15 protein-coding genes are annotated in these 19,357 nt (G+C 68.0%); 8 read left to right on the top strand and 7 right to left on the bottom strand.

Going from position 1 to position 19,357, the window contains the following annotated elements; translation table 11 throughout:
• Positions 1–103: 103 nt before the first annotated feature.
• Positions 104–868, bottom strand: coding sequence for a 3-deoxy-manno-octulosonate cytidylyltransferase (gene kdsB, locus ACN6PJ_RS29465; RefSeq protein ID WP_427999227.1), 765 nt, complete (start codon positions 866–868; stop codon positions 104–106).
• Positions 869–878: 10 nt separating this feature from the next.
• Positions 879–1,064, bottom strand: coding sequence for a Trm112 family protein (locus tag ACN6PJ_RS29460; RefSeq protein ID WP_427999226.1), 186 nt, complete (start codon positions 1,062–1,064; stop codon positions 879–881).
• 187 nt (positions 1,065–1,251) lie between these two features.
• On the opposite strand from ACN6PJ_RS29460, the gene ACN6PJ_RS29455 reads away from it, so the two are divergent.
• The gene (locus tag ACN6PJ_RS29455) at positions 1,252–3,480 is read left to right on the top strand and encodes an IgaA/UmoB family intracellular growth attenuator (protein ID WP_427999225.1); all 2,229 of its coding nucleotides are present in this window, start codon (positions 1,252–1,254) and stop codon (positions 3,478–3,480) included.
• Here ACN6PJ_RS29455 and lpxK read toward each other — a convergent pair.
• Genes lpxK through ACN6PJ_RS29440 form a run of 3 tightly spaced genes read right to left on the bottom strand, consistent with a single transcriptional unit; the run spans position 3,477 to position 5,553 of the window.
• A complete protein-coding gene (gene lpxK, locus ACN6PJ_RS29450) occupies positions 3,477–4,523 on the bottom strand; it encodes a tetraacyldisaccharide 4'-kinase (RefSeq protein WP_427999224.1) in 1,047 nt (348 codons plus the stop codon). The genes ACN6PJ_RS29455 and lpxK overlap by 4 nt on opposite strands.
• Positions 4,520–4,933 carry an ExbD/TolR family protein gene (locus ACN6PJ_RS29445; RefSeq protein WP_043542156.1) on the bottom strand — a complete coding sequence of 138 codons (414 nt, stop codon included), beginning with the start codon at positions 4,931–4,933 and terminating at the stop codon, positions 4,520–4,522. The genes lpxK and ACN6PJ_RS29445 overlap by 4 nt, the downstream gene beginning before the upstream one ends.
• Positions 4,930–5,553, bottom strand: coding sequence for a MotA/TolQ/ExbB proton channel family protein (locus tag ACN6PJ_RS29440; RefSeq protein WP_427999223.1), 624 nt, complete (start codon positions 5,551–5,553; stop codon positions 4,930–4,932). The genes ACN6PJ_RS29445 and ACN6PJ_RS29440 overlap by 4 nt, the downstream gene beginning before the upstream one ends.
• A 354-nt stretch (positions 5,554–5,907) precedes the next feature.
• On the opposite strand from ACN6PJ_RS29440, the gene xseA reads away from it, so the two are divergent.
• From xseA to pcaF, 5 genes are all read left to right on the top strand, one after another.
• Complete coding sequence (gene xseA / locus ACN6PJ_RS29435) at positions 5,908–7,275, top strand: exodeoxyribonuclease VII large subunit (protein ID WP_427999222.1); 1,368 nt, start codon at positions 5,908–5,910, stop codon at positions 7,273–7,275.
• A gap of 142 nt (positions 7,276–7,417) precedes the next feature.
• The gene (sodB, locus tag ACN6PJ_RS29430; protein WP_088147416.1) at positions 7,418–7,996 is read left to right on the top strand and encodes a superoxide dismutase [Fe]; all 579 of its coding nucleotides are present in this window, start codon (positions 7,418–7,420) and stop codon (positions 7,994–7,996) included.
• A 509-nt stretch (positions 7,997–8,505) separates the two neighbouring features.
• Positions 8,506–10,083: a methyl-accepting chemotaxis protein gene (locus tag ACN6PJ_RS29425; protein WP_427999221.1), complete on the top strand. Its 1,578-nt coding sequence runs from the start codon at positions 8,506–8,508 to the stop codon at positions 10,081–10,083.
• A 60-nt stretch (positions 10,084–10,143) separates the two neighbouring features.
• Positions 10,144–11,538 (top strand): chloride channel protein, encoded by a 1,395-nt coding sequence (locus ACN6PJ_RS29420; protein WP_427999220.1) that lies wholly within the window; start codon positions 10,144–10,146, stop codon positions 11,536–11,538.
• 150 nt (positions 11,539–11,688) lie between these two features.
• A complete protein-coding gene (gene pcaF, locus ACN6PJ_RS29415; protein WP_427999219.1) occupies positions 11,689–12,894 on the top strand; it encodes a 3-oxoadipyl-CoA thiolase in 1,206 nt (401 codons plus the stop codon).
• 129 nt (positions 12,895–13,023) lie between these two features.
• Here the strand turns inward: pcaF and ACN6PJ_RS29410 are convergent, their stop codons facing one another.
• Together ACN6PJ_RS29410 and ACN6PJ_RS29405 are read right to left on the bottom strand one after the other, a co-directional pair.
• Positions 13,024–13,536, bottom strand: coding sequence for a DUF192 domain-containing protein (locus ACN6PJ_RS29410; RefSeq protein ID WP_427999218.1), 513 nt, complete (start codon positions 13,534–13,536; stop codon positions 13,024–13,026).
• Between the two features lie 90 nt (positions 13,537–13,626).
• Positions 13,627–13,872: a cold-shock protein gene (locus ACN6PJ_RS29405; RefSeq protein WP_006220277.1), complete on the bottom strand. Its 246-nt coding sequence runs from the start codon at positions 13,870–13,872 to the stop codon at positions 13,627–13,629.
• Positions 13,873–14,098: 226 nt separating this feature from the next.
• Between ACN6PJ_RS29405 and clpS the strand changes: the two genes are divergently transcribed.
• Both clpS and ACN6PJ_RS29395 read left to right on the top strand, forming a co-directional pair.
• Positions 14,099–14,413: an ATP-dependent Clp protease adapter ClpS gene (clpS, locus tag ACN6PJ_RS29400; protein ID WP_025135841.1), complete on the top strand. Its 315-nt coding sequence runs from the start codon at positions 14,099–14,101 to the stop codon at positions 14,411–14,413.
• Between the two features lie 157 nt (positions 14,414–14,570).
• Positions 14,571–19,357, top strand: a 4,787-nt coding sequence (locus ACN6PJ_RS29395) for an alpha-2-macroglobulin family protein (RefSeq protein ID WP_427999217.1), incomplete at its 3' end; no start/stop codon positions are given.

Raw genomic sequence — 19,357 nt, 5'->3', positions numbered from 1 at the left:
GATGAGACGCATGAGTGCTCCTGAAGGGGTTTATTTTTTGTGATCCGGGGAATTATGCCGCAATGCAGCAGCCGATGCGGCGCCACGCCATAGGAAATAACCCTTATGTCTGCCCGGCGTAGACCTGCCGGACGCGCTCCAGGTCCGCCGGGGTATCTACGCCTGCGGCAGGAGGGTGGGAGGCCAGATGGACGACGATGACGTGTCCATGCTCCATGGCGCGCAGTTGTTCCAGCGACTCGAAACGCTCCAGCGCGCCCTGGGGCAGGGCGGGATAGCGGCGCAGGAACGACACGCGGTAGGCATAAAGGCCGATATGGTGCCAGGCCGGCAGACCGTCGGCCAGCACGCGCTCGCCGGAGGCGAGGGCATCGCGGGCCCAGGGGATGGGCGCGCGCGAGAAATACAGGGCGCGATCGTCCGCGGCGCAGACCAGTTTCACCACGTTGGGGTTGAACAGCGCTTCGGCATCGGCCAGAGGACAGGCGCAGGTGGCGATGTCGGCTTCCGGGCAGGCCTGGAGCTTGGCGGCGACGGCGTCGATGAGGCCGGGCTCGATCAGCGGTTCGTCGCCCTGGACGTTCACCACGATGGCGTCATCGGGCAGGCCGAGCTGGTCCACGGCTTCGGCCAGGCGGTCGGTGCCGGTGGGGTGGTCGCCGCGGGTCATCAGGGCCTCGAGGCCATGGGCCTGCGCGGCGCGCTGGACGCGGACGTCGTCAGTGGCGACGTAGACGCGCGCGGCGCCGGACTGCGCGGCGCGCTCGGCCGTGCGCACCACCATGGGCTTGCCGGCGATGTCGGCCAGCGGCTTGTCGGGCAGGCGGGTCGAGGCCGTGCGCGCCGGAATCAGGGCGATGAAACTCATGCGGCGGGGGTCAGTGGGAGGCGGAGGCGGCGTCGTCAAGCGCGCGGGCTTCCGATTCCAGCATGACGGGGATGCCGTCGCGCACAGGGAAGGCCAGGCGATCGGCGCGGCAAACCAGTTCCGCTTGCTGCCGGTCGTGTTCGAGGCGGCCCTTGCAAAGAGGGCAGACGAGGATGTCGAGAAGGCGGGATTCCATGAGCGGAATTCTAAAGCAGTTTGCGCCGGGCCGGACCGGCCCTGGAGGCGCGCGCGGGGGGGCCGCGCGGCCAGGATCGCCCTCGATTTGTGAATTTGTTAATTAATGTCATGTTTTGAATTGAGTGTTGCGAATTGCGGGACGGGTCGTCGCTATCATTCGCCGCGGTTCCAGGCAGAGGAAAAACATGGATTCCAATACCGTCAAGCTGGGCCTGATGATCTTCGTCCTGGTCTGGACTGTGATCAGCGGGATCACCTATATGGCCCGGCGCAGCGACAACAAGGGCGCGCTGCGCGACCTGAAGCGGGAAGGCGAGCCCTTGCGGCCGATGACCGCGACGGAGCGCGAGATGCTGCAGCCCTTCCTGGTCCATCCGGCGGGCTCCAGGAAGGCGGGGGTTCTGGTGAGCGACGGGATTTTCCTCCTGCGCGGGGCATTCGTGCGCCATGGCATTTCATCGAGCCACGGCGCCGCGACCATGCACGACACGCTGGGCGGGGTGGACGTGGTGCTGCCCTACGATGCCCGCGGCTATCTGCGCGAGGACAACGTGGCGGAAGTGGCGATAACGGAGAAATACGCCATCGTCGTCGCCTTGAACGGAGAGTTCGACCTGGCGGGCGGGCGCGAGCGCGAGCAGCGCCGCCACCGGAAGGACCGGCAATGGTCCGCCGGCAAGGCCGGGGCCATGCAGAACGTGATCGACCCGGAGACGCTGGCGCCCGACTCGCCGGATGCCGGGCAATGGGAGCAGAGCGAGCGCGAACTGGCCGACGCGATGCGTGTCGAGATCCTGAGCCAGCGCGACGAGACGCCCGCGGAGGTCGCCGCCCGCCAGCATCCCGGTATCGGCTTCTGGATCTCGGTGCTGTGGGCGCTGGCCTTCACCGGCCTGGCCGCGGTGGGGGTGGGCGGCGGCGCGGCGTTCGCCGGCGGGGCCGCCGCGCTCGCCGCGCTGGCGCTATGGCTGACCTGGGGCAGGCGCGGATCGCGGGCGCCCCAGAAAGTGAACCGCGCCCGGGGCGAGCTCCACGCCATCGTGCTGACCAATCCGGACAACGCGCAGGCCGTGTCCACCCAGCTCTTCCTGGGCGACACGCTGCCCATCAGGCTGCCGGACGATTGGCGCGCGACGCTGGCGTTGCCCGAGGACGGGCGCGTCGATGTGGACGTGCGCGTGGAGGACTACTCGGTTGTCCGCGTGGGTGCGAGCCATTCGGTGGACGAAGAGCAACGCCTGTTCCCGCGGGCGTTCTGGGGCCGCCATGTCACGCTGGCGCTGGTGGGAGCGCTGGCCGGGTGGGTGCTTTACGCGTCCGCGGACAACCTGAAGGGTGACGCGGCGCTGGCCGGCGCCTGGCTGCGCGGCGCGCAGCCGCGCGTCTACGCCTCGGCGGCCGAACTGGCCCAGGATCCGCCGGGCTTCGGCACGCCGGTTCTGCTGGAGGGGCGCGCGCGCTGCGAACTGCGGCGCGGCGGCGATACCGACAGGACGGCTTTCGATTGCACCCGTCTGCGCTGGGGCGGCGAGGCTCCCCGGCCCGCGCGCCTGGAGGTGAACGAAGCGGCCCGGCAGTTGTACTCGGGCGATTTCCTGAAGACCCGGTCCAATCCGGTGCTGGATGTGCTGGTGGCCAGCCAGATCTACAGCCGCATGCGGGCCGATCCCATGGCCGTCTACAACCCGCGCGACGTCTCGGCCAAGAGCGTGATCGGCCTGAGCGGGACGGTCGCCACCATCGAGGAGGCGTGCGAGCAAGCCGCGGGGGAATCGATCTCCCGGTGCGACAGGCTGAAGCGGGAATTCACCTCCGCCCTCCTGCTGGCGAAAGCGCAGCCGGGCAGTTGGCTGGAACTCTACCGGCTGGCGGAGAGCGGAACGTTCAAGGGCAAGGGCCGCAACGACGAGGGCGTGATGTTCTCGCGCTATGTCGAAGACGTGCGCAGGCTGGCGCGGTCCAGCATGAGCGGGGTGATCGAGGCTGCGGTGGAAGAGGCTTCCCGTCGCACGATGGACACGCAGCGGGGCGGCGTGGTGGTACAGGTGCTGCCGGGTCCGCATGCGGCGCTGCCGAGCGTGCCGGGCGTCGGCGCCGAAGGGCTGCTGGCGGCATGGAACCAACGGCTGACGTTTCTGTCGCCCGAAGGCGTGATGCCGTTCAAGGTCAGCGGGCTGGTCGCAGACACGGGCACCGATGCCTCCGGCGCGCTGGAGATCGCCGTGGACGCGGAGCGCAGCCTCGACGATCCGCTGCCGTCGCTGGCGCGCATGGCCTGGCTGCTGCTGGCGGGGCTGCTGGTGCTGGCGCACCTGCCGCTGGCCGTCGTTCGCCGCCGCCAGGCTTGCGCCCGCGAGCGCGGGCTGCGGGAGTACGCCGCGCGCCGCGCCGCGGCCAAGCCCGCGTTTTTCTAGTTGCCGGTTGCGGCGGGCTGGCGCAGCGCCTGCGCCAGCCAATCGAACAGTTCAGGATCGGAGAAGCCGGCGCGCACGGGCACCTCCCATAGACGGGCGTCGCCCAGGGCGGCGCATTTGATGGCGTCCTTGGAAGTGACCAGTATGGCGTCGGCCGCCAGCGTGCGGAAGGGCGATTCGGCGTAGTCGTGATGATCCGGCAGCGCCAGCGTGGCTTCAGGCGCGATGCCGGCGGCGCGCAGCGTGGCGAAGAATCGCTCGGGATTGCCGATGCCGGCCGCCGCCGCGATGCGAGGCTGCCCGGCGAAGGCCGCCAGCGGGCGCCTGCCGCCGCCTTCGATCTGTCGGGCATCGCCCGGTTCCAGCCACATGCGCACCTGGCGCGGACGGCCCGCGGCGGCCTGCGGCGGGCGCCTGTCGGGCGCGCCGATATTCGTCACGACCGCGTCCACTTCCCGCAAGCGGCTGGCCGGCTCGCGCAAGGGGCCGGCGGGCAGCAGGCGGCCGTTGCCCACGCCGCGTTCGTCCTGCACCACGATTTCGACGTCGCGCGCCAGCGCCAGGTGCTGCAAGCCGTCGTCCGAGACGATCACGTCCACTTCGGGGTGCGCCTGCAGCAGGGCCTGGGCCGCCAGGGCGCGCTTGGGATGGACGGATACCGGGACGCCGGTGGCGCGCGCGATCAGCGCCGGCTCGTCGCCGTAGCGGGCCGCCTCCAGCGCGCCGGTACCGACGCGGGCATGCGGGCCGACCTTGACCCCGTAGCCGCGGCTGACGACCCCCGGGGTGTAGCCGCGGGCGCGCAGGCCCTCCACGGTGGCGATGACCATGGGCGTTTTGCCGGTGCCGCCAACGTAGACGTTGCCGATCACCACCACGGGCACGGGGGGGCGATAGGCCGGTCGCGAGCCATCCCGGTAGCCCGCGCGCTTGCGCGCCACCGCCCAGGCGGTCAGCGCGGACAGGGGGCGTAGCAGGGTGGAAAGCCAGCCGCCGTGCTGCCATTGGCGCGCCAGCAGCGTCGAAGCGCGCTTTGCGGTCACCGGGCGGTCTGCGCGGCGAAGTTGACGCGGCCGATGCCGGCCAGCCGGGCGGCTTCCATGACGTTGATCACGGATTGGTGGGTGGCCTGGGCGTCGGCGTTGATGACGACGAGCGGCTCTGTCTTGCCCGCCGCGGCCTGGCGCAGGGCGTCGGCGATCTCGGGCGCGGTGGAGACGTCGATGAGCGTGCCGTTGAGCGCGTAGCGCCCGTCCTGGCTGATGGCGACTTCCAGGGCGGGCGGCGTGTCCTGTTCCATCGAGGCCTGGGGCAGGGTGACCTTCAGCTGGGTGAAGCGCGCGAACGAGGTGGTCGCGGCGAGGAAAATCAGGATGACCAGCAGGACGTCGATGAGCGGGATCAGGTTGATGTCCAGCTCATCGCGATCGCCCCGGGATCCGCGGAAATTCATGAACGGCCCTCGCGGGAGGGAACGGAGTGCGACACGGCGCGCACCAGGCGCGACGCGGCCTGCTCCATGGCGCTGAGGTAGCCGTCCACGCGGCCGCGCAGATAGCGGTGGGCGATCATGGCGGGAATGGCGATGAGGATGCCGAAGCCGGTGTTGTAGAGCGCGATCGAGATGCCTCGCGCCAACTGGGCGGGGTCGCCGCCGCCGGGGGTATAGGAGCCGAAGATCTCGATCATGCCGACCACGGTGCCGAACAGGCCCATCAGGGGCGCGATGACGGCGATGGTGCCGATGGCGGATAGGTAGCGGCTGAGGTCATGGGCGACGGCGCGGCCGGCGTCCTCGACGACGTTGCGCAGCTCTTCGCGCGGCAGGTGGCGGTGGCGCATGACCTCGGCCAGCACGCGGCCCAGCGGCGAATTGCGTTCGAGCCGGTTGATCGATTCGGGCGTGTCCTGGCGGTTGCGCAGCATCTCCGCCACCTGTTCGTTCAGGCCGCGCGGCATGACCAGCCCGCGCCGCAAGGAGAGGAAGCGCTCGAAGATCAGCGCCAAGCCCAGGACGGATGTCGCCAGCAGGGGCCAGATAGGCCAGCCGGCCTCGCGCAAGATGGAAAGCAAAGCGGTCAACTCCCGGGGAGCGCCATGCGCGCGGGGAGGGCGGGCACGGGCAACTGATCAAGCCGAAACTGTAACGGGGCGGCCGGGGCGTGGCAAGTCGGAACGACCCCAAAGCTATCCACAGATCTTGTGGATAATTCTGTGTAAAACTTGGCCGGAACGCTTGTGGGCACAGGGCTTGCACTTGTTTGCTTCAATTTCGATCAGCCGATTTTTTTGAAAAAACACATATAAATCAGTTGGTTGCTTCGAATTTGCTAGCTATTGGGCCGATTGGGGCAAACAAGCGGGGACGCGGTATGATGGCGGCCCGCTACGCGTGCCCTGTGGACAGGTTATGCATCGGAAAGCCTCATGACAATTGAATTTTCAGTCACAAACAACGCATTTGCGCGGGATATCCTGACAGTTGCCCAGTTGAACCAAGCCGTGGGGCAGTTGTTGGAGCGCAGCATCCCGGCGCTATGGGTGCGCGGGGAGATTTCCAACTTCACGGCCGCGGCTTCCGGGCATTGGTATTTCACGCTCAAGGACAGCCGGGCTTCCGTGCGCGCCGTCATGTTCAGGAGCCGCGCCAGCGCGGTGGGGTTCATGCCCAGGGCGGGCGACCAGGTCGAGATCCGCGCGCGGGTATCCCTGTACGAGCCCCGCGGCGACTACCAGTTGCAGGCCGACGCCATGCGCCGCGCCGGGGTCGGCAACCTTTATGAGGCGTTCCTGCGGCTGAAGGAGCAGTTGGCCTCGGAGGGCCTGTTCGATCCGGCCCGCAAGCGCGAACCCGCGCGCCTGCCCCGCGCGATCGGCGTCATCACCTCCCTGCATGCCGCGGCGTTGCGGGACGTGCTTTCCGCCCTGGCCAGGCGCGCCCCGCAGGTGCCCGTGATCATCTATCCCGCTCCCGTCCAGGGGGCGGACGCCGCCGGGCGCCTGGCGGCCCAGTTGCGGCTGGCCAATGAGCGCGCCGAAGTGGACACCCTGCTGCTGGTGCGGGGCGGGGGCAGCATCGAGGATCTCTGGAGCTTCAACGACGAGGGCCTGGCGCGCCTGGTCGCGGCCAGCGAGATCCCGGTCATCAGCGGCGTCGGGCACGAAACGGACTTCACGATCGCCGATTTCGTGGCCGACGTGCGCGCGCCCACGCCGACGGCCGCCGCCGAGCTGGCGTGCGTGCCGCGTTCCGAACTGCTGGGCCGCGTCATGCATGCGGCCCAGGCGATGGCGCGCGGCCAGCAGCGCCGGCTCGAACGCGCCGCCCAGAGGCTGGACCGCGCCGCCGCCCAGCTCGTGTCCCCGGCCCAGCGGCTGGAGCACCAGCGCGAGCGGCTCAACAGCCTGCGCTTTCGCCTGGCGTCCGCCTGGGCGGGGCCGCAGGGCCGCCGCTCGGCGCGGGTCAACCTGCTGACCCAGCGGCTAGCGCACCGCGTGCCCGACACCGGCCGCGCCGCCGACCGCCTGAACGGCGCGCTGCGCCAGCTGGGCCAGGCGCACGCGCGGATGCTCGCGCAGCGGCGCGACAAGCTGGCGGCCGCCACGGCGCAACTGCGCGCGCTGGATCCCGGCAATACGCTGGCCCGCGGTTATTCCATCGCGCGCGATGCGGAAGGCCGCATCGTGCGCGACGCGGCGGCGCTGGCGGCGGGGCAGGCGCTGGACCTCAGCTTCGCGCAAGGCGGCGCCCGCGTCGAAGTCACGCAGACCCGAAACACGCGCGACGCCGCCTGAGCCGCGTTTCGCGGCCAGCGCGCATGCGGCGCGCCGCGGGCGTCCGTTAACCCCGCGCCAGGGCGGGGTTAACGCGGTATCCTCATGAGTTGCCGATACAATTGAGCGGCTTGATCGTGCAATCAACAGAAGGAACTTTCACATGGCACATACTCTTCCCCCCCTGCCTTACGAACTGGACGCGCTGGCGCCGCACATCTCCAAGGAAACGCTGGAGTTCCACTACGGCAAGCATCATCAGACCTACGTCACGAACCTGAACAACCTGATCCCGGGCACGGAATTCGAATCGCTGTCGCTGGAAGACATCGTGAAGAAGTCCTCGGGTGGCATCTTCAACAACGCCGCCCAGGTCTGGAACCACACGTTCTACTGGAACAGCCTGGCTCCCAAGGCCGGCGGCGCTCCCACCGGCAAGCTGGCTGACGCCATCAACGCCAAGTGGGGCAGCTTCGACGCTTTCAAGGAAGCGTTCAACAAGTCGGCAGCCGGCAACTTCGGTTCGGGCTGGACCTGGCTGGTCAAGAAGGCCGACGGCTCGGTGGACATCGTCAACACCAGCAACGCCGCCACCCCGCTGACCACGGCCGACAAGCCGCTGCTCACCTGTGATGTGTGGGAACACGCCTACTACATCGACTACCGCAACGCGCGTCCCAAGTACCTGGAGAACTTCTGGGCGCTGGTGAACTGGGAATTCGCAGCCAAGAACTTCGCCTGATCCGCAAGGCCAGGCTGACGGGCCGGCCCGCGCCGGACCCGAAGAAAACCCCTCGCTTCGGCGAGGGGTTTTTTTTCGCCGGGCCGCCCCAAGAAAAAAGCGCCCCCTTGGGGAGCAGCAAACCCGCAAGGCGGGTGCAGCGTGGGGGCATTTTTTTCGCCGGGCCGCCCCAAGAAAAAAGCGCCCCCTTGGGGGGGCAGCAAACCCGCAAGGCGGGTGCAGCGTGGGGGCATTTTTTTCGCCGGGCCGCCCCAAGAAAAAAGCGCCCCCTTGGGGGGCAGCAAACCCGCAAGGCGGGTGCAGCGTGGGGGCATTTTTTCTTCTCGAACCGGTATTTTCTTGTCGATTGTCGACTTCATTGCGGAGAAATAACGCGCAAACATCCTTTTCTTTAGGGTTATCCCTAGGAAATCCAACCGCTATCGTTGCCGCCGGTCTGCGACTGAACCACGGGGCCCATGACCGCGGCACGCCCGCCACAAACCGGGGTAATTACAGGGAAGGGAAGCATGTTGCGGTTTTTTTCGGGAATGCGGATCGGCACGCGCCTGTCGGGCGCGTTTTTACTGGTCGCGGTGGTAGGCGGCGCGATCGGCGCTTTCGGGGTGTGGGGCCTCGCGCGCATCGACGCAATGAATGACCGGCTTTACGACACCGAGCTGCGCGGTATCTCGGATCTCAAGGAAGCCAATATCAACCTGATCTACGCGGGCCGGGCCCGCAACGCGTACCTGGCGGTCTCGACCGAACGCGAGCGCCAGGCCCTGCGCAAGCAGTTCGACGACGCCGTCAGGACGATGGACGCGCTGCGCGAGAAGGCCAGCGCCAATTTCTATTCGGAAGACAACAAGCGCCTGCTGGCGCAGTTCGTGGAGATCGAACAGGTCTGGAAGCGTGAGTCGGCGGCCTTTTTCGCCGCCGCCCAGTCGCAGCCGCTCACCCAGGCCGATCCGCGCGTGGCCGAGATCGAGGCGCGCGTGATCACGGCGTCGGAGAAACTGGACGGCCTGATGACGACGTTGGCACAGGGCAAGGAAGGAGCCGCCGCGCAAACCGTGAAGGAAGGCACGGCGCTGTACGGCACGGTGCGCGCCGTCATGATCGCCCTGGCGGTCATGGGCGTGGCGATCGGCATGCTGCTGGGCTGGCTGGTCACGCGCGGCATCGTGCGTCCGCTGGAGCAGGCCGTGAAGGCCGCGCGCCAGGTGGCGGCGGGCGATCTGACGACCGATATCCAGGTGGCCACGCGCGACGAGACCGGCGAGCTGATGAGCGCGCTCAAGGCCATGAACGAAAGCCTGGCCCGCATCGTGAGGGACGTGCGGGATGGCTGCGAGAGCATCGCCTCGGCGTCCTCGCAGATCGCCCAGGGCAACGCGGACCTGTCGCAGCGCACCGAGGAGCAGGCTTCCTCGCTGGAGGAAACCGCGGCGTCAATGGAGGAACTGACCAGCACCGTGCAGCAGAACGCGAACAATGCCGGCGAAGCGGACCGGCTGGTCAGCCTGGCCTCCAGCGTGGCCATCCGCGGCGGCGAGGTGGTCGATGGCGTGGTCCAGACCATGGGCGCCATTTCCGACAGCTCGCGCCGCATCGCCGACATCACGGGCGTGATCGACGGGATCGCTTTCCAGACCAACATCCTGGCGCTCAACGCCGCGGTGGAGGCGGCCCGGGCGGGCGAACAGGGCCGCGGCTTCGCGGTGGTGGCGGGCGAGGTGCGCACGCTGGCCCAGCGGTCGGCGGTGGCGGCCAAGGAAATCAAGGCCTTGATCGACGAATCCGCGGCGCGCGTGGAAGGCGGAACGCGCCAGGTCGACGAGGCCGGCCGCACGATGCGCGAAGTGGTGGACAGCGTGGGTCAGGTCGCGGCGCTGGTGCGCGAAATCGCCAGCGCCTCCGAGGAGCAGTCCGCGGGTATCGGCCAGGTCAACCAGGCCGTGGCGCAGATGGATACCGTGACCCAGCAGAACGCGGCCCTGGTGGAAGAGGCCGCCGCGGCCGCGGCCAGCATGCAGGAGCAGGCCGCGCGCCTGGCGCAGGAAGTGCGACGTTTCAAGGTGCAGGCGGGCGTCTCGTCATTCTGACCCCATAGGACGGGCGGCAGTGGTAAGGTGGGCGGCTTTCCATCCCCGCCCGCCACGCCCATGACCCAGCCCGATTCCCTGCGCCGGATACTGGCCGCTCCCCGTCATTGGGCGCACCGCAAGGTGCGCCAGATCAATCGCCTGTCGCGCAAGAGCGTGCAGATGGGGCTGCTGCTGGGCGGCGCCGGCCTGGTGGCCCTGATGTCCCTGGGGTTCGCATACCTTGCCGACAAGGCGCTGGAGTGGAACCGCGCGTGGGTATCCCATAACGGCTGGCTGGCACTGCTGGTGCTGCCGCTGGGCCTTGCAGCCCTGCGCTGGCTGACGCTGCGCTACGCGCCCAACGCCTCCGGCAGCGGCATTCCCCAAGTCATCGGCGCCTTGTCGCTTCCGCCCGGCCCCAGCCAGAACAGCCTGGTGTCGCTGGGCCAGACGCTCTGGAAGATTCCCCTGGCATTTTTCGGCATGCTGGCCGGCGCCTCCATTGGCCGCGAGGGCCCCTCGGTGCAGGTCGGCGCGGCGCTCATGCTGGCCTGGGGCGACTTCTGGAAACGGCGCGGCGTGCAACTGCGCGGATTCCACGCCAACGAACTGATCGCCGCCGGCGCCGCGGGCGGCCTGGCGGCCGCGTTCAATGCGCCGCTGGCCGGCGTTATCTTCGCCATCGAGGAGCTCGGACGCGGCACCGTGCTGCGCTGGCAGCGCCTGGTGCTGATCGGCGTGCTGGCCTCCGGCTTCCTGGTCGTGGCCGTGGTGGGCAACAACCCGTATTTCGGCGTCTTCGGCGGCGCGCCGCTGGCGCATGGCATGGTGACCTGGGTGGTCATCTGCGCGGCGCTCAACGGCGCGCTGGGCGGCATTTTCGCGCGCCTGCTCGGCAAGGGCGTCACGGGCTGCGCGCCGCGGGCCTGGCGCGCCTGGATCCGCGCGCATCCTATCTGGGTGGCCTTCGCCATGGGGCTGCTGCTGGCGGCGATCGGCCTCGCCATGGCCGGCAGCGTCTACGGCACGGGGTATGGCGTGGCGGCGGACCTGCTCTCGGGCCGCGACGCGGCGCCGGAAAGCTTCGGCCTGGCCAAGCTCGCCGCCACCGTCGCTTCGTACTGGGCGGGCATTCCTGGCGGCATCTTCACGCCGGCCCTGACCACCGGCGCGGGCATAGGCCACCATATCTGGCAACTGGCGGGCGAGGGCGTGGATCACCGCGTGCTGGTGTTGATCTCCATGGCCGCCTTCCTGGCCGCGGCCACGCAGGCGCCGCTGACCGCCAGCGTCGTGGTGATGGAAATGACCGGCAGCCAGCCCATGCTGTTCTGGATGCTGGTGGCGTCCCTGCTGGCATCGGGCGTGTCGCGCCAGTTCTGCCCGCAGCCGTTCTATCACCTGTCCGCCGGCCGTTTCCGCCGTCAGGCGATCGTGGAGGCGGCGCGCGCGGCCCGTCCGCCCGCGGCATGATGGGGCGCCGCGTCCGCGCGCTGGCGACTAGGTGAACATCTGCTGGACACTGTCCGTGCTGCGGACATCCTGCCTATGCGCCAGTATGGTGCGGGAGGCCTGCGTTAAGATCGTCCGATCCGGTTTTTTCCCACTTACTTCGAGCTTCCCATGACCGTGCATGCTTATATCTGTGATGCGATTCGCACCCCCTTCGGCCGCTACGGCGGCGCGCTGGCTTCCGTGCGCCCCGACGATCTTGCAGCCGTAGCCATCAAGGCGCTCGTGGCGCGCAACCCTGGCGTGCGCTGGGAAGAACTGGACGACGCCATCATGGGCTGCGCGAACCAGGCGGGAGAAGACAACCGCAACGTGGCCCGCATGGCCACGCTGCTGGCCGGCCTGCCGATCGAAGTGCCCGGCGCCACCCTCAACCGCCTGTGCGGTTCGGGCCTGGACGCCATCGGCACCGCCGCCCGCGCCATCCGCGCCGGCGAAGCCGGCCTGATGCTGGCCGGCGGCGTGGAAAGCATGAGCCGCGCCCCGTTCGTCATGGGCAAGGCAGACAGCGCTTTCTCGCGCAGCGCCGCCATCTACGACACCACCATCGGCTGGCGTTTCGTCAACAAGCTGATGAAGGCGCAGTACGGCGTGGATTCGATGCCCGAGACGGCCGAGAACGTGGCGGACGATTTCAAGATCAACCGCGAAGACCAGGACCTGTTCGCGCTGGCCAGCCAGCAGAAGACCGCGCGCGCGCAGAAGGAAGGCTTCTTCGACGCCGAGATCGTGCCGGTGTCGATTGCCCAGAAGAAGGGCGATCCCATCGTCGTGAGCAAGGACGAGCACCCGCGTGAAACCAGCCTGGAATCGCTGGCCAAGCTGAAGGGCGTGGTCCGCGAAGGGGGCACCGTCACCGCCGGCAACGCGTCGGGCGTGAACGACGGCGCCGCCGCGTTGCTGCTGGCCGACGAAAAGGCCGCCGCCCGCCACGGCCTGACCCCGCGCGCTCGCGTGGTCGGCATGGCCACGGCCGGCGTGGCCCCGCGCATCATGGGCATCGGCCCGGCGCCGGCCACCCTGAAGGTGCTGGCGCAGACCGGCCTCACGCTGGACCAGATGGACGTGATCGAACTGAACGAGGCGTTCGCCGCGCAGGGCCTGGCCGTGCTGCGCCAGCTGGGCATCGCCGACAACGATCCGCGCGTGAACCCCAACGGCGGCGCGATCGCCCTGGGCCACCCGCTGGGCGCCAGCGGCGCCCGCCTGGCCACTACCGCGATCAACCAGCTGCACCGCACCGGCGGCCGCTATGCGCTGTGCACGATGTGCATCGGCGTGGGCCAGGGCATCGCGCTGATCATCGAACGGGTGTAAGCGCCGTCAGTAAATCCCGCCGCCCTTACGGAGCGGGAACGAAAAGGGAGCCCCTGGGGCTCCCTTTCTTATTGCCTGCGCCGCGGCGCCTCGGGGCCTTGCGGCCGCCCGCTATGGCGCTTCCGCGCCTCAGGGCAGGCCGTCCAGCTTCTTGCCGGCCTTGATGCCGTGCTGCTCGAACCAGCCCTGGGCCATCTCGAGCGCATAGCGCACCGGCTTCTTGGCGCAATGCGGGTCTTCGGTCTGGGGCGCCATGTCTTCGATGTTGACGATCGTGCCGTCGTCGGCGATAAAGGCAATCGAGAGCGGCAGAATGGTGTTGCGCATCCAGAAGCACTGCACGTCCGGCTGTTCGAACACGAACAGCATGCCGTCGTTGCCGGGCAACTCGCGGCGGAACATGAGGCCATTGCGGCGGGTTTCGTCCGAATCGGCGACTTCCGCGCGGATAATATGGATGCCGGCGGACAACTGGACGGTGGGCAGCGACGGCTGCGGGCCGGCTTGCTGGGCGGCCGCGGGCAGGGCGAGCGCCGCGGTGGCGGCCAGGAAAAATGCCGCGGCGGCTGGCCGGATCGCCTGGAAGAACGGTAACTTGAACAATGTACGGCTGACGGAAAACAAAACGGCGTTCTTGGACATGGCCCTGGCAACGGAAGAAAATAACAAGGCGGGGCCCGAGAGCCCCGCCTGATAATGGCGCAACCCTTGGGCTGCGCTTTAAAGGGTGAATCAGGCAGCAGTGATATTCAGCGCCTGTTTGCCTTTGGGCCCCTGAATAATCTCGAAAGCCACTTTCTGGCCTTCCTTCAGGGTTTTAAAACCATTCATTTGGATGGACGAAAAATGGGCGAACAGATCTTCACCGCCGTCGTCGGGCGTAATGAAGCCAAACCCCTTTGCATCGTTGAACCATTTGACGGTGCCCGTCGATTTGGGATTGTCCCCTTGGACGGCGGTTGCGGTCGTATCAGACATGCGGACTGCCTCATTGAATCGTATGTTGACAGAAGGGCATCGCGGCCTAGACCCCTGTCCCCCCTCCGGCTTCCTGGCAGATTTTCGATGAGTTGAAAACCCCAGAATGCGTGGATAATGCGCCGCTTTTCTTTGCGGCGTCAAGTATGGAAACTACGCATTTCTACGTGTAATTTTCCGTAAGTTACATGCTAGCCGTCCCCAGTTTAAATAGAATAGCGGCCCTATGAGTTCTACCTTGGATACCCAGCATGATTTGGCCGTCGAGAAGGCACCGGCTCGCGTCGCGCCGCCTCCGATGTATCAGGTCCTGCTGCTCAATGACGACTACACCCCGATGGAGTTCGTCGTGAAAGTCCTGCAGAAGTTCTTCAATAAGAATCACGAAGAAGCGACGCGGATCATGCTGCAGGTGCATCACGAAGGGCGTGGCGTGTGCGGGGTCTATCCCCGCGACCTGGCCGCCACGCGGATCGCGCAGGTCGCGCAATATGCGCGCGCGCGGCAGCATCCCCTGCAATGCGTCATGGAACCGGTCTGAAGCCCAGAATCCGATACGCCGCCTGTCATGGCGGCGTTGTGTTGTCCGGATAGTTTGACAGCAGTGCCCGCGCACCGGAGAAGCGCGCGGGATGGCCGGTCGGCAGTTCCGCCGCAAAAAGGAACTGCGCAATATTAGAGTAAGCGGGAGATGTGCCGTGAGTGGAAAGATCAGCAAGACCTGGCTGGCGACAGCCGGCGTCGTCGTTTTGGCGGGCGCCATCGGCCTGGGCTGGTGGATGGGGCAAGAACGCCAGGCGGCCCCTCCGGCACCGGCCGCAACGTCGCAGCAGGGCGGCCCGGCTGCTTCCGCCGGCGCAGGCGGCAACGATGCCACGCCGGCCTTGCCCGCCACGGCGGTGGTCGGCGCGGCGGATCCCTTTGCCGCGCTGACCTGCCAGCCGCGCCAATATAACGACGCCCTGGCCCTGGCCGTGACGTTCACCCAGCCGGTGGACGCCAAGGCCCAACTGGACTCTTTCCTGCAGGTGACCGACACGGGCTCCATGTCCGGCTCCCCGGGCGAAGACTCCGAGTCCGCCGCCAATGCCGGCGACCAGCCCGCCTCGGTCCGGCCGGGCGATTCCGCGCCCAAGGGCAAGATCCTCAAAGGCAATTGGGTGGTGGGCGACAACCCCCGCATCGTCTATTTCCCTTATGTCCAGCCGCAGCGGTCCTATGCGGTCACGATGCGCGCCGGGCTGCCCGGCGCTGGCGCCTCCGGCAAGCTGGCCGAGGCCGCGCACTGCGAGGTCAAGACGCAGGCCATGCCGCCATCGTTCTATTTCGCCAGCCGCGGCGTGGTGCTGCCGGCCGGCCAGAACGGCGGGCTGCCCGTGGCCACCGTGAATACCCCCGAGGTGGACGTGCAGTTCCTGCGCGTGGCGCCCGAGCGCGTGCCTGAACTGTTCGATACCGTGCTGGGCATCGGCCGCAATACCTCCGCCTCGTCCGGCGACGAAGACGACGCGGGCAGCGACTATGAAGACGAGTGGCGTTATTCCGACAACCGCAGCCTGAAGGGCTCGGTCAGCAACTGGGACCTGGACCGCCTGAACTCGCTGACGACCAGCGTCTACCAGGGCCGTTTCGTTACCGACGACAAGCCCAACCGCCGCCACGTCACCTTCCTGCCCGTCGAAGGCATCAAGGAGCTGCAGGAACCCGGCATCTACGTCGCCGTGATGAGCCAGCCAGGCCGCTTCCGCTATGAATACCAGGTGACGTATTTCTACGTCAGCGACATCGGCCTGCACGCGCGCCGCTACACCGACCGCATCGAAGCCTATTCCGTTTCCCTGAAGAGCGGAACCGCGATTTCGGGCGCCGTGTTCGAGCTGGTGGACGGCGCCGGCAAGACCCTCGCCAAGGCGGCCGCGGACGGCCAGGGCCACGTCCGCTTCGACGGCAGCTTCGCCAACGCGCGCGTCATCCGCGCTTCGCGCGACAAGGAAATGACGGTCCTGGCCCTGGGCGAGCCCGCCCTGGACCTGTCCGAGTTCGACACGGGCGGCCACACGGCCCGCCCCAACAATCTGTTCGTCTATGCCGGGCGCAACCTGTACCGCCCGGGCGAAACCTTCAACGTATCGGTGCTGCCGCGCGACCTCGACGGCCGCGTGCTGGCGCCGTCTCCGCTGACCGCCACGCTCAAGCGCCCCGACGGCCGCACCGTGCTGACGACGCTGTGGCATCCCGCCAAGGACCTGCCGGGCTACGTCGAGCGCAGCGTCGAGCTGCCGCAGGACGCGCAGACCGGCACCTGGCTGCTGGAGTTGCGCGTGGACCCGGCTTCACGCACGCCGGACGCCTCGTGGAAGTTCCAGGTCGAGGAGTTCCTGCCCGAGCGCATGAAGATGACGCTGACTTCCAACCAGGAAGTATTGTCCGTGGGCGACGACCTGAGCGTCGACGTGCAGGGCGATTACCTGTATGGCGCGCCCGCGGCCGGCAACCGCTTGTTGTCCACCTTCCAGGTCAAGCGCGACCGTTTTGCGCTGGCCCAGCAGTGGCCCGGTTTCATCTTCGGGGACGTGGCCGACGATACGCGCCGCATGTTCGGCGAACTGCCCGAAGCGGCGCTGGACGACAAGGGGCGCGCGCAGCTGGAGGTGCCGTCCAGCACCGAAGGCACGCATTCGCCCATGAAAATCCGTGTGTCGGCCAGCCTGCTGGAATCGGGCGGCCGCCCAGTGGTGCGTTCCATCGAGCGCAGCGTCTGGCCCGCCGACAAGCTGATCGGCGTGCGCCCGCAATTCGACAGCGACGTCGCCCGCGAAGGCGCGCCCGCCGGTTTTGAGGTGATCCGCGCCAATGCGCAAGGCAAGATCGAACCGCTGGCGCAGGCGCAAGTGCGCCTGTTCCGCGAAGAGCGTCAGTATTACTGGCGCTTCGACGACCAGCGCGGCTGGAACAGCGGCTACACCGAAACCGAGGAACTGGTCGATTCGCGCGAAATTGCGCTGACCGATCGCGCCCAGCTGACCCTGCCCGTGAAGTGGGGCCGCTACCGTCTTGAAATCGCCGATCCCGAGACCGGCGAAACGATGCGCTACCGCTTCTACGCGGGCTGGAACGCGCAGGATGCCGACGCCATGGGCAACCGCCCCGACCGCGTCCAGATGAAGCTGGAAGGCGTGCCGGCCAAGCCGGGCGACAGCGTCAAGCTGACCCTGACGCCGCCGCATGACGGCCAGGCGCTCATTACCGTCGAGGGCGACCGCATGCTGTGGTCCACCTGGGTGGCGGTGAAGGCCACGGGCACGCAGGTCGAGATCCCCGTCGACAAGACCTGGAAGCGGCACGATCTGTATATCGCGGCGGCGGTGTTCCGCCCCGGCAGCGAGGGCGACCGCGTGACGCCGGCGCGCGCGCTGGGCCTGACTTTCCTGCCCATCGCCAGCGCCGACCGCAAGCTCGACGTGAAGCTCACGGCCCCGCCCAAGGCGGTGCCCGAGACCAAGACGACCGTGCGCGTCAAGGTGGATGGCGCCCAGGGCAAGCAAGCCACGGTGACGCTCTCGGCCGTGGACGTGGGCATCCTGAACATCAATCAGTACAAGACGCCCGATCCGCTGGACTACTTCTTCGGCAAGCACCGCTACGCGCCCGAACTGCTGGACATGTACGGCAAGCTGATCGAGAAGATGGACGGCACCAAGGGCAAGCTGAAGTGGGGCGGCGACGCCGCCATGCGCGGCGACAGCAAGAGCCTGCCCAAGAAGGTCAAGCTCGTGGACCTGTTCTCCGGCCCGGTGAAGCTGGACGCGCAGGGCGAGGCGGACATTGCGCTGGACCTGCCCGATTTCAACGGCACGCTGCGCCTGATGGCCGTGGCCTTCACCCCCGACAACTACGGCAGCGCCGACACCGAAATGGTGGTGGCGGCGCCGATCGTGGCCGAGCTGAATACCCCGCGCTTCATTACGCCGGGCGACCAGGCCGCGATCGCGCTGGACGTGACCAACCTGAGCGGCGCCGAGCAGAAGGTGACCGTGAAGCTGGAAGCGCTCGACCCGCTGGCCATCGTGGACGGCGTCAAGACCGTGACGCTGAAGGACAAGCAGCGCGCCACGTTGCGCTTCAACGCCACCACCACCGGCTCGTACGGACTGGGCCTGATGCGCCTGACCGTCGACGGGCAGGGGGGCGGCAAGCCCGTGCATATCGTGCGCGAGTCCGTGCTCCAGGTGCAGCCCGCTTACGCGGCCGAGCGCCAGGTGCGGCGCCTGCGCCTGAATCCGGGCGAATCGAACGCGCCGCAAGCGTCGTGGGTGGCCTCCTATTACCCGGACTCCACCACCGTCAGCCTGACCGTGTCGAACCGCCCGCCGTTCAACGTCAACCGCCTGGTCGAGGGCCTGCTCAACTATCCCTACGGATGCACTGAGCAGACCATCAGCGCGACCCTGCCGTGGGTGATGATCGACGAGGATTCGGCCAAGCAGTTCGGCCTCAAGCCGCGCACGCAGGCCGAACGCGAGGCCAAGGTGGCCGGGGCGATCGGCCGCCTGGCCGGCATGCGCAACGCCGTCGGCTCCTACAACCTGTGGAGCAGTTCCTCGTCGCGCGACGTGTGGCTCACGGCCTATGCCGTCGGCTTCCTGCAAGACGCCCGCGACAAGGGCTTCGACGTGCCCGAGGCGTCGCTGGACCGTTCGCGCCAGTGGCTGCTGGAACAGGTGCAGCAAAGCACCGGCGCGTTCGGCACCTGGTCGGCCAACCTCAAGCGCAACCTCGAATCCGGCCGTTTCGACTCCAGCGACGCCAACATCCTGCGGGAAGACCATCGCCGCTTCGCCGGCCTGGCCACCGCGGTGCTGGCGCTGGCGCGCGACAAGAAGGCGCCGCTGTCCACGGTGCGCCAGCTGTTCGACAACTACCAGGAGCGCGCGCGCTCGCCGCTGCCGCTGATCCAGCTGGCGGCAGCCTTCAAGCTCATGGGCGACGAAGGCCGCATGAAGACCGCGCTCGACCTGGCCGTGGCGCGCGAGTACGGCATCAACCAGCGCCGCAACAACGGTTATTACGACGAATGGCTGGGCGACTACGGCAGCAGCGTGCGCGATTACGCGCTGGGCTATGCGCTGGTGCAGCAGTACGACCTGCGCCACGAGCGCAGCGGGAACCTGCTGACGCAGCTGGCAAGCCGCCTGGGCAACCGTTCGTACCTGTCGACGCAGGAGCAGATGGCGCTGCTGCTGGCTGCGCGCGCGCTCGGCGGCGACAAGGCCACGCCCTGGGAAGCCGCGCTGACCGTGAACGGCGTGCGCAAGCCGCTGGCCGGCGGCAAGAGCGACCAGACGGTGTCGCTGTCGGCGGCCGAGCTGGCTGGCACGCAGCTGCAGAATACGGGCAGCCAGTCCCTGTTCGTCGAGTACGACATCCAGGGCAGCCCGACCTCGGCGCCGGCGCCGCGCAACGACGTGATCCAGCTCAAGCGCGG

This window comes from Achromobacter sp. (assembly GCF_050285585.1).
GTDB lineage: Bacteria > Pseudomonadota > Gammaproteobacteria > Burkholderiales > Burkholderiaceae_B > Achromobacter.
Note: the sequence above shows the minus strand (reverse complement) of the source record. Positions and strands in the feature narration are given on the sequence as shown.

Excerpts from the sequence above, each read along its gene's own strand:
- kdsB (WP_427999227.1), bottom strand. The coding sequence starts at position 868 with ATGAGTTTCATCGCCCTGATTCCGGCGCGCACGGCCTCGACCCGCCTG.
- ACN6PJ_RS29460 (WP_427999226.1), bottom strand. The coding sequence starts at position 1,064 with ATGGAATCCCGCCTTCTCGACATCCTCGTCTGCCCTCTTTGCAAGGGC.
- ACN6PJ_RS29455 (WP_427999225.1), top strand. The coding sequence starts at position 1,252 with ATGGATTCCAATACCGTCAAGCTGGGCCTGATGATCTTCGTCCTGGTC.
- ACN6PJ_RS29445 (WP_043542156.1), bottom strand. The coding sequence starts at position 4,933 with ATGAATTTCCGCGGATCCCGGGGCGATCGCGATGAGCTGGACATCAAC.
- xseA (WP_427999222.1), top strand. The coding sequence starts at position 5,908 with ATGACAATTGAATTTTCAGTCACAAACAACGCATTTGCGCGGGATATC.
- sodB (WP_088147416.1), top strand. The coding sequence starts at position 7,418 with ATGGCACATACTCTTCCCCCCCTGCCTTACGAACTGGACGCGCTGGCG.
- ACN6PJ_RS29425 (WP_427999221.1), top strand. The coding sequence starts at position 8,506 with ATGTTGCGGTTTTTTTCGGGAATGCGGATCGGCACGCGCCTGTCGGGC.
- ACN6PJ_RS29420 (WP_427999220.1), top strand. The coding sequence starts at position 10,144 with ATGACCCAGCCCGATTCCCTGCGCCGGATACTGGCCGCTCCCCGTCAT.
- pcaF (WP_427999219.1), top strand. The coding sequence starts at position 11,689 with ATGACCGTGCATGCTTATATCTGTGATGCGATTCGCACCCCCTTCGGC.
- ACN6PJ_RS29410 (WP_427999218.1), bottom strand. The coding sequence starts at position 13,536 with ATGTCCAAGAACGCCGTTTTGTTTTCCGTCAGCCGTACATTGTTCAAG.
- ACN6PJ_RS29405 (WP_006220277.1), bottom strand. The coding sequence starts at position 13,872 with ATGTCTGATACGACCGCAACCGCCGTCCAAGGGGACAATCCCAAATCG.
- clpS (WP_025135841.1), top strand. The coding sequence starts at position 14,099 with ATGAGTTCTACCTTGGATACCCAGCATGATTTGGCCGTCGAGAAGGCA.